Genomic DNA, 8,582 nt, shown 5'->3' with positions numbered 1-8,582 from the left:
CAGCCCAATACAGCCAGGGGCGGTAACCAGCGGTAGAGCCAGATGCCTGATGGTCAGAACCCAACCACCACCGAAGTGGCTAGACAACCCTGACACTGAAACCAGCGGTGGGGATGCGGAGGTGGCTTCGACTCGGGGCGTCGCTTCGCTCCGGCCCGGCTCAACCAGCGGTGGAACCAGCAATGAGGAGCTGTCATGAACGCACACGTGCCGGTCGTCGTCATCGGCGGCGGACAGGCCGGCCTCTCGGTCAGCTGGTACCTCGGGAAGGCGGGCGTCGAACATCTCGTCGTCGAAGCCGACACCGCGGTTCATGCATGGGCCGATAAGCGTTGGGACAACTTCACGCTGGTGACTCCGAACTGGCATTGCAAGCTCCCTGGATACTCTTACGACGGCCCGGATCCGGACGGCTTCATGACCCGTGACGAAGTCGTAGAGTGGTTGCACGGTTGGCTGGAGACCTTCGAACCACCCCTCGTCGAACACACCAAAGTCACTCGCCTGCAACGTCTCGCCGGTGATCGGTTCGAGCTGACTCTTGAAGGCCCCGACGGAATGCGGTCGCTCACCTGCGATCAGGCCGTCATCGCGACCGGCGGTTATCCCCTGCCGGTGGTGCCACCGTTCGCATCGTCGTTGGATCCGGCCGTGCACCAGGTGCACTCCGAGGAGTACTTCAACCCGGAACAACTCCCCGACGGTGCGGTGCTGGTCGTCGGGTCGGGACAGTCGGGCACGCAGATCGCCGAGGACTTGCACCTCGCCGGTAGGCAGGTGCATCTCGCGATCGGTAACGCACCGCGAGTCGCTCGGTTCTACCGCGGCCGCGACTGCATGACCTGGCTGTCGGACATGGGTCTCTACGACACGCCGACCCAGGAGTACCCCGGCGGACGGGCTGCGCAGGAGAAGACGAATCACTACGTCACCGGTCGCGACGGCGGCCGCGACATCGACCTCCGACGATTCGCGACCGAGGGAATGAAGCTGTACGGCGTGCTCAGTGACGGCAAGGACTCGACGCTGCGGTTCGCGCCGACGCTGACGGCCGCCCTCGACCGGGCCGACGCCGTGTACAACTCGATCTGCGGTGACATCGACCGCCATATCGACAAGCTCGGCATCGACGCGCCGGAGGCATCGCGGTACGAGCCGGTGTGGGCTCCCGAGGTCGATCCGACCGAACTCGATCTCTCGGCCGAAGACGTCACCTCGATCATCTGGGCCATCGGCTACCGACCCGACTACCGGTGGATCGAGGCCAGCGCGTTCGACGGCGGTGGCCGGCCGATGCAGACGCGCGGGATCACCGAAGTCCCCGGGCTCAGCTTCGTCGGATTGCCGTGGATGCACACCTGGGGGTCCGGACGGTTCCTTGGTATCGATCGCGACGCGAGGTATGTGGCTGAGCATGTTGTTGGATCGGTTCGTGGTGGACGCGCGCAGTTGGTTGTTGCGCAGTAGGTTTGGGGTTTCTGTGGGCACCGGGGTTGCGTTGTTGAGGACGGGTCAGCAGGTGGCTTCGACTCGACGCCTCGCTTCGCTCGGGGTCGGCTCAACCAGCAGTGGAACATACGAGCCCTTCGAGGCTCGTCGCTATCGCTCCTCGCACCTCAGGGAGCAAAGGATAAGGAGTACCCATGACGGTATCCACACGAGTTGACCTGGCGTTGCTCGGTATTCGCGGGGAGCCGCCGGTGCAGCGCACCGGTGGGGCGGGACCCAGCGACGACGGCCACCTCATGGTCGACGGGTTGCATGCCGCGATCCCGCGGAACCCGCAGAGTCCGTTCGTCTTCGACGGTGATCGCGTGCTGTACGACGGGGTCGACATCGGTGTCGAGGTCAGTGCGATCGGACGTCCCCGGTTCTACGACCTGCAGACCGCGGACGGGGTGAGCTACGAGAAGATCGCTCGCCTGCACGGACGCAACGTGTTGGCGACAACTGTCCTGCAGACCTGCATCCGGTACGCCGAGGACCAGCGGTGCCGGTTCTGTTCGATCGAGGAGTCGCTGACGTCCGGCTCGACGATCGCGGTGAAGAAGCCCGAGCAACTCGCCGAAGTCGCCCGTGCGGCCGTCGATCTCGACGGCGTCACCAACATGGTCATGACCACCGGCACCAGCGGTGGACGCGACCGCGGAGCCCGTCACCTCGCCCGGTGCGTCCGAGCGATCAAGGCGGCTGTGCCCGAACTGCCGATCCAGGTCCAGTGCGAACCGCCCGCAGATCTGGCCGTGCTGACCGAACTTCGGGAGGCCGGTGCGGACGCCATCGGTATCCACGTCGAATCCCTCGACGACGACGTGCGGCGTCGCTGGATGCCCGGCAAGTCGACGGTACCGATGTCGGAGTACCGGGCGGCGTGGGCCGAGGCGGTCCGGGTGTTCGGGCGCAACCAGGTGTCGACCTACCTGCTCGTCGGTCTCGGCGAGGACACCGACGAGATGATCGCCGGCGCCAAGGAACTCGCCGATATGGGCGTGTATCCCTTCATCGTGCCGTTCCGGCGTCACGGGGGGACTCTCGCCGTCGACGTCGACAACGCCCCGGCACCCGACCCCACGATCGTCGAGAAGATCACTCGCGAGGTGGCCGGTCATCTGAGCTTCATCGGGATGTCCGGGTCGGAGCAACGTGCGGGTTGCGCGGCTTGCGGTGCCTGTAGCGTCCTGCCGACGGTCGGGGGCTGACGTGTTGTCACGGGGCGAACTATCGATCCTGTCCGGGCTTCCGCGCACGACGCCGCGGTCGGAGTTCCTGATCACCGTCGCGGACAGCCCGCGGGAGCATGCGGCGTATCGCGTGCTGCGGTACCGCGAATTCGTTGAGCGGCAGGCGCTTTTCGACCGCTCCGACGTCGATGACATCGACGACGACCCGCGCACCACCGTCCTAGTCGCGACACTGCCCGACGGGACGATCGCGGGTGGGGTGCGAATCGCCCCCACGCCGTGGGCGGGGTCCGCGCATACCGACATCGGATGGTGGTTCGGGTCGCGGCTCGTCGTCGGCGATCCGGGCAACGCAGCCGGGATCGGGCCGGCGCTCGTGCGGGCGGCGTGCGCGCACGTCGAACAACTGGGTGCTCTGCGGTTCGACGCGACCGTCCAGGATCGGTACGTACCGATGTTCTCGAGGCTCGGCTGGCAGGACCGCGGGCCAGGCCCGGTGATCAATGAGCGGCCGCATCGGGAGATGGGCTACCCACTCAACCGAATTCAGCGCACAGTCGACGGGACGAAAGCGGTTCTCGCCGAGGCACTCGCGCCGTTCGCAGACCAACCGGGCGGTCTCGGAGCTGCTGGATTCCGTGGCGACGACGGCGTTCCGCTGCCGGGCACCGACGTCATCGCCGCCTGCGACGCCATCGTCCCGTCGATGATCGAACGCGATCCGGAGTGGGCCGGTTGGTGTTCGGTGCTCGTCAACCTCAACGACCTCAGCGCGATGGGGGCTCGGCCGCTCGGTCTGCTCGATGCCGTCGGCGCGCCCACGACGTCGCACTTGACGCGCATCATCCGCGGGATCTCCTCGGCGGCAGCCGCGTGGCGCACCCCCGTTCTCGGTGGGCACACGCAGGTCGGCGTGCCGTCGGCGCTGGCGGTGACCGCGCTGGGAACCACGCCCAGTCCACTGCCCGCCGGCGGTGGCCGGGTCGGCGACACCGTCACCCTGCACGCCGACCTCGGCGGCTCCTGGCGACCCGGCTATCACGACCGTCAGTGGGACTCGACGAGTTCACGCAGCAGTGACGAACTGTGCGCCATGGCATCACACCTCGCGAACGTTCGCCCAGAGTCGGCCAAAGACGTCAGCATGGCCGGGATCGTCGGCACACTCGGCATGCTCGCCGAAGCGTCGGGAACCGGTGCCGAGGTGGACGTGACAGCAGTGCCGCGGCCCGACGACGCGTCGATGGGTGCGTGGCTCACCTGCTTCCCCGGTTATGCCATGCTCAGCACCGACCGGGCGGGTGCTCGACGCGACGTCCCTGCACCCGAGCCGGTGACGACCGCCGATTGCGGCCGGCTGACCGCCCGACCGGGCGTGCGGCTGCGGTGGCCCGACGGCGAGACGACTGTCGCCGTCGCGTCGACGGTCACCGGACTAGGGGTCGCATGATTCCCCAGCGACCCGGCCGGCCGACGGATCCGACCGGTACCCTTCGCCCATGAGGACGGTCACCCTCGGCGCCCTCGCCGCGCACTTCGGACGCGACGTGGAACGCGGTGTCGCCAAAGCGGTCGGCATCGTCGAATCCGCGGCGCGCGACGGCGTCGACCTTCTCGTCTTCCCCGACGCCTCACTGGGCGGATACCTCGGCGATCTTCGACGACCCGACCCGGCCGAACTGCCCCCGGCGCTGTACCCGGACGGTCCGGAACTCGCGGCGATCACGGCCGCTGCCGGTGACATGACCGTGTGCATCGGGTACACCGAAGCGGTCGGCGAGCAGCGATTCAACACTGCCGTCTGCGTCACGGGGGACGGCATCCTGGGCACGCACCGTAAGGTTCATCAGCCCGCCGGCGAGGCACTCGCCTACGCGGCCGGTGACTCCTTCGGTGCCTTCGACACCCCGGTCGGTCGCATCGGCATGCTGATCGACTACGACAAGACCTTCCCGGAGTCGGCACGCACGCTGGCGCTAGACGGCGCACGGATCATCGCGGCGCTGTCCGCGTGGCCGGCCAGCGTCACCGACCGCGCCGCACGCCTACCGGCCGACCGCCAGTCCCGGTTGTTCGATCTCTACGACAGCGCTCGAGCTGCCGAGAATCAGGTGTTCGTCGTGTCGTCGAACCAGACCGGGGTGATGGGGTCACTGCGCTTCCTCGGTCAGGCGAAGGTCGTCGGACCGGGTGGCGACATCCTGGCAACCACTCGTTCGAAAGGCGGAATGGCCACGGTGACAGTCGATGTCGACGCCGAGGTCGACCGGGCGCGGCGCGTCCTGAGTCACCTTGCCGAACTCCGGCCGGACACGTACCGGTCGACGATGCCGGCGGACCAGCGGTGACCGCTACGCAGAATCTCCGCATCGCTCTCCTGACCTATTCGACGAAACCCCGCGGCGGCGTGGTGCATACGTTGAATCTGGCCGAGGCGATGTCGCGGCTCGGCGCCGACGTCACGGTGTGGTCGCTCGCCCGCGGGGGCGACGAGGGCTTCTTCCGCGCTGTGGTTCCGGCTGTGCGGGTGCGGCTCGTCCCGTTCCCCGACCGGGAGAACGAGTCGATCACCGAGCGCATCGTGCGGTCCATCGACACCCTGCGGGCCGCCTTCGACGCGGCCGACTTCGACATCGTGCACGCGCAGGACTGCATCAGCGCCAACGCCGTCGGGACGTGCATCCGCACGATCCACCATCTCGACCAGTTCACGACGCCGATCCTCGTCGACTGCCACGAGAAGGCCGTGGTCAACCCGTATGCGCGGATCTGTGTGTCACGAGCGGTCGCGGATGAGGTCGAGCAGGGCTGGGACTTGCATCCGACGGTGATCCCGAATGGCGTTTCCTACGAACGCTTCGCCGGCGCGGCATCGGACTCCCCCGAGTCCCTCGAGGCACGACGACGCTGGTCGGATCAGCTGGGCGACTACGTGCTCGCCGTCGGGGGGATCGAACCGCGCAAGGGCAGCATCGACCTTCTGGAGGCATATGCCGTACTGCGCGAACGTCACCCGGGCCTGAAGCTCGTCTTCGCGGGCGGCGAGACCCTGTTCGACTACCGCGACTACCGTGCCGACTTTGACCGTCGGCGAGCCGAACTCGACGTCGAACCGGTCGTGCTCGGGAATGTGCCGGACGACGACCTGCCGGCACTGGTCGCCGCCTGCCGGGTGTTCGCGTTCCCATCGGTGAAGGAGGGCTTCGGCCTGGCCGCGATGGAAGCCCTCGCCGCGGGGCGTCCCGTCGTCGCGCGAGACCTCCCCATCCTGCGTGAGGTGTTCGGTACGACCGTCTCCTACGCCTCGACCGTCGCCGAACTGGCCGACGCCCTCAACGCCTCTCTCGTGCCCGACCCCGATCGCACTGCGTCCGGGCGTGCCCTGGCCGCGTCACTCACGTGGGACGACGCGGCACGTCGGCACCTCGAGTTCTATGCGCGACACCCCCATCCGGCGTCGCCGGTCGGCACCCACGGATGAGCGAGTCCCGCCGGAACGAACGCATCGGGATGCTGGCGGTCGCCCTCACCGCGATCCTGTGGGGCACCTCGGGTACCGCTGCGGCGATGGCGCCCGAGCTCAGTGCCGTGACCGTCGGCGCCGTGGCCATGTGCGGCGGCGGCTTGTTGCAGGCGGCTGTCAACGCCCGCGGGATTCGAGCCGCGTGGTCGTCGGTGACGGCACAGTGGCGGGTCGCTCTTCTCGGTGGGATCTGCGTGCTGATCTACCCACTCTGCTTCTTCGGGTCGATGCGGGTCGGCGGCGTCGCGCTCGGAACCGTCGTGTCGTTGGCGTCGGCACCGCTGGTGTCGGCGGTCATCGAGCGCGTGGCCGACGGGCGGAGGTTGACCCTGCGGTGGACCATCGCGTGCGCGCTCGGCATCGTCGGCAGTGCGGCGTTGGCGTTGTCGCGCAGCGAGTCGTCGCATTCGGACGCACTCGGCGGGAGCTCGTCGGCGGCGCTCGGTGTCGGCCTCGGCCTGCTCGCGGGTGTCACCTACGCCGGGCTGTCGTGGGCGATGCGTCGGCTCATGAACAGGTCGGTGCCACGCGGCGCCGCGGCCGGGACCGTCATGGGTCTGGGCGGAGTGTTCCTGCTGCCGATCGTCGCGGTCGGGGTACCGGCCGTGGTCGCGCACCCCGAAACCCTCGGCGTTCTCGCCTACCTCGTCCTGGTTCCGCAGTTCCTCGGGTACGTGCTGTTCAGTCGTGGACTCGGTCGGATCGACAGTTCGACCGCCACCACCATCACCCTGATCGAGCCTGCCGTCGCGACCGCGCTGGCCGTCGGAGTGCTGTCGGAATCCATCACCGCGACCGGTTGGGTGGGCATCGCAATGCTGGCGACGGCGCTGGTCGTCCTGCTGGCCCCTCGCCTTCCGTCCGCAACCGGCCCGGCATCCACTAGCGTCGACGCAGGATCATCGACAGGGAGGTCGACGCATGAAGCAGTTCCGAGAGGCCGTCGAGGCGCGTGACGAGCAGGCCATGAGGGCCCTGCTCGCCGACGATGTGGTCTTCACCAGTCCGGTCGCGTTCAAGCCGTATCCGGGCAAGGCCATCACGTCGGCCATCCTGCGGGGCGTGCTGCGGGTCTTCGAGGACTTCCGCTATATCCGAGAGATCAACGACGCCGGCGGACGCGACTCGGCGCTCGTCTTCGAAGCCGTGGTCGACGGGAAGAAGATCACCGGCTGCGACTTCATTCACGTCAACGATGACGGCAAGATCGACGACCTCATGGTCATGGTTCGGCCGCTGTCGGGAGCACAGGCCGTCGCCGCGGCGATGGGCGCGCAGTTCGATCAGATCGCCGCCGAGGCCGCCGCGGAGTCAGGGAACACTGCGGAGTCCGAGGGGGTCAGCCGGTGAAACTCGGTCTGCAACTGGGCTACTGGGGCGCGCAACCGCCGACCCACCACGCCGAGATCGTCGCCGCGGCCGAGGAGTCCGGTTTCGACAGCATCTTCACCGCCGAGGCCTGGGGATCCGACGCCTACACCCCGCTGGCCTGGCTCGGGTCGTCGACGGACCGTGTCCGGCTCGGGACGTCGGTGCTGCAGCTCTCGGCCCGCACCCCCACCGCGTGTGCGATGGCCGCGCTGACCCTCGACCACCTGTCCGGCGGTCGGCACATCGTCGGGCTGGGTGTGTCGGGACCGCAGGTCGTCGAAGGCTGGTACGGGCAGAAGTTCGCCAAGCCGCTGGCCCGGACCCGCGAGTACATCGACATCATGCGTCAGGTGTGGGCGCGCGAGGCGCCGGTCAGCAGCGCCGGACCGCACTATCCCCTGCCGTTCGACGGGGAGGGCGCATCGGGACTGGGCAAGACGCTCAAGCCGATCACACACCCGCTGCGCAGCGACATCCCCGTCATGCTCGGTGCCGAGGGGCCGAAGAACGTCGCGCTCGCCGCGGAGATCGCCGACGGGTGGTTGCCGCTGTTCTACACGCCGCGCATGGCCGACACGTACAACGAGTGGCTCGACGAGGGATTCGCCCGCCCGGGTGCACGACGCAGTCGCGAGGACTTCGAGATCTGCGCGACCGCCCAGATCGTCGTCACCGATGACCGCGAAGGTACCTACGCCGCGATCAAGCCGTTCCTGGCGCTGTACATGGGCGGGATGGGCAGCGAGGACACCAACTTCCATGCCGAGGTGTACCGCCGGATGGGCTACTCCGACGTCGTCGACGAGGTGACCGCACTCTTCCGCAGCAACCGCAAAGACGAAGCGGCGCAGATCATCCCCGATGCCGTCGTGGACGACTCGGCAATCGTCGGCGACCTGGACCACGTGCGTGAACAGATCAAGGTCTGGGAGTCGTGCGGGGTGACGATGATGCTCGTGTCGCCGGGCAGCGTCGCCGAGGTCGAGCAGCTCGCGGGGCTCATCCAC

At 68.1% G+C, this 8,582-nt stretch carries 7 protein-coding genes and 1 pseudogene; all 8 read left to right on the top strand.

Annotated elements, in window-relative coordinates; all coding sequences use genetic code 11:
• Window positions 1–195 precede the first annotated feature (195 nt).
• Complete coding sequence (locus FFS52_RS20955) at window positions 196–1,467, top strand: MSMEG_0569 family flavin-dependent oxidoreductase (RefSeq protein ID WP_137810815.1); 1,272 nt, start codon at window positions 196–198, stop codon at window positions 1,465–1,467.
• A 176-nt stretch (window positions 1,468–1,643) separates the two neighbouring features.
• On the top strand, window positions 1,644–2,699 hold the full coding sequence (locus FFS52_RS20950) for an MSMEG_0568 family radical SAM protein (RefSeq protein ID WP_137810814.1): 1,056 nt from the start codon (window positions 1,644–1,646) through the stop codon (window positions 2,697–2,699).
• A gap of 1 nt (window position 2,700) precedes the next feature.
• On the top strand, window positions 2,701–4,131 hold the full coding sequence (locus FFS52_RS20945; protein ID WP_137810813.1) for an MSMEG_0567/sll0787 family protein: 1,431 nt from the start codon (window positions 2,701–2,703) through the stop codon (window positions 4,129–4,131).
• Window positions 4,132–4,180: 49 nt separating this feature from the next.
• Complete coding sequence (locus tag FFS52_RS20940; protein WP_137810812.1) at window positions 4,181–5,029, top strand: carbon-nitrogen hydrolase family protein; 849 nt, start codon at window positions 4,181–4,183, stop codon at window positions 5,027–5,029.
• A gap of 20 nt (window positions 5,030–5,049) precedes the next feature.
• Window positions 5,050–6,162 (top strand): MSMEG_0565 family glycosyltransferase, encoded by a 1,113-nt coding sequence (locus FFS52_RS20935; RefSeq protein WP_137810819.1) that lies wholly within the window; start codon window positions 5,050–5,052, stop codon window positions 6,160–6,162.
• Window positions 6,159–7,160, top strand: coding sequence for an EamA family transporter (locus FFS52_RS20930; protein ID WP_137810811.1), 1,002 nt, complete (start codon window positions 6,159–6,161; stop codon window positions 7,158–7,160). Before FFS52_RS20935 ends, FFS52_RS20930 begins: the two co-directional genes overlap by 4 nt.
• Window positions 7,126–7,554, top strand: coding sequence for a nuclear transport factor 2 family protein (locus FFS52_RS20925; RefSeq protein ID WP_065631913.1), 429 nt, complete (start codon window positions 7,126–7,128; stop codon window positions 7,552–7,554). The genes FFS52_RS20930 and FFS52_RS20925 overlap by 35 nt, the downstream gene beginning before the upstream one ends.
• Window positions 7,551–8,579 (top strand): annotated as a pseudogene (locus FFS52_RS20920) (LLM class F420-dependent oxidoreductase); the annotation flags it as partial. The gene FFS52_RS20925 and the pseudogene FFS52_RS20920, both read left to right, overlap by 4 nt.
• Window positions 8,580–8,582 lie beyond the last annotated feature (3 nt).

This window comes from Gordonia sp. ALPHA1B1 (assembly GCF_005502615.1).
GTDB lineage: Bacteria > Actinomycetota > Actinomycetes > Mycobacteriales > Mycobacteriaceae > Gordonia > Gordonia hongkongensis.
The sequence above is the reverse complement of the archived record's forward strand: the minus strand, read 5'-3'. Positions and strand labels throughout refer to the sequence as shown.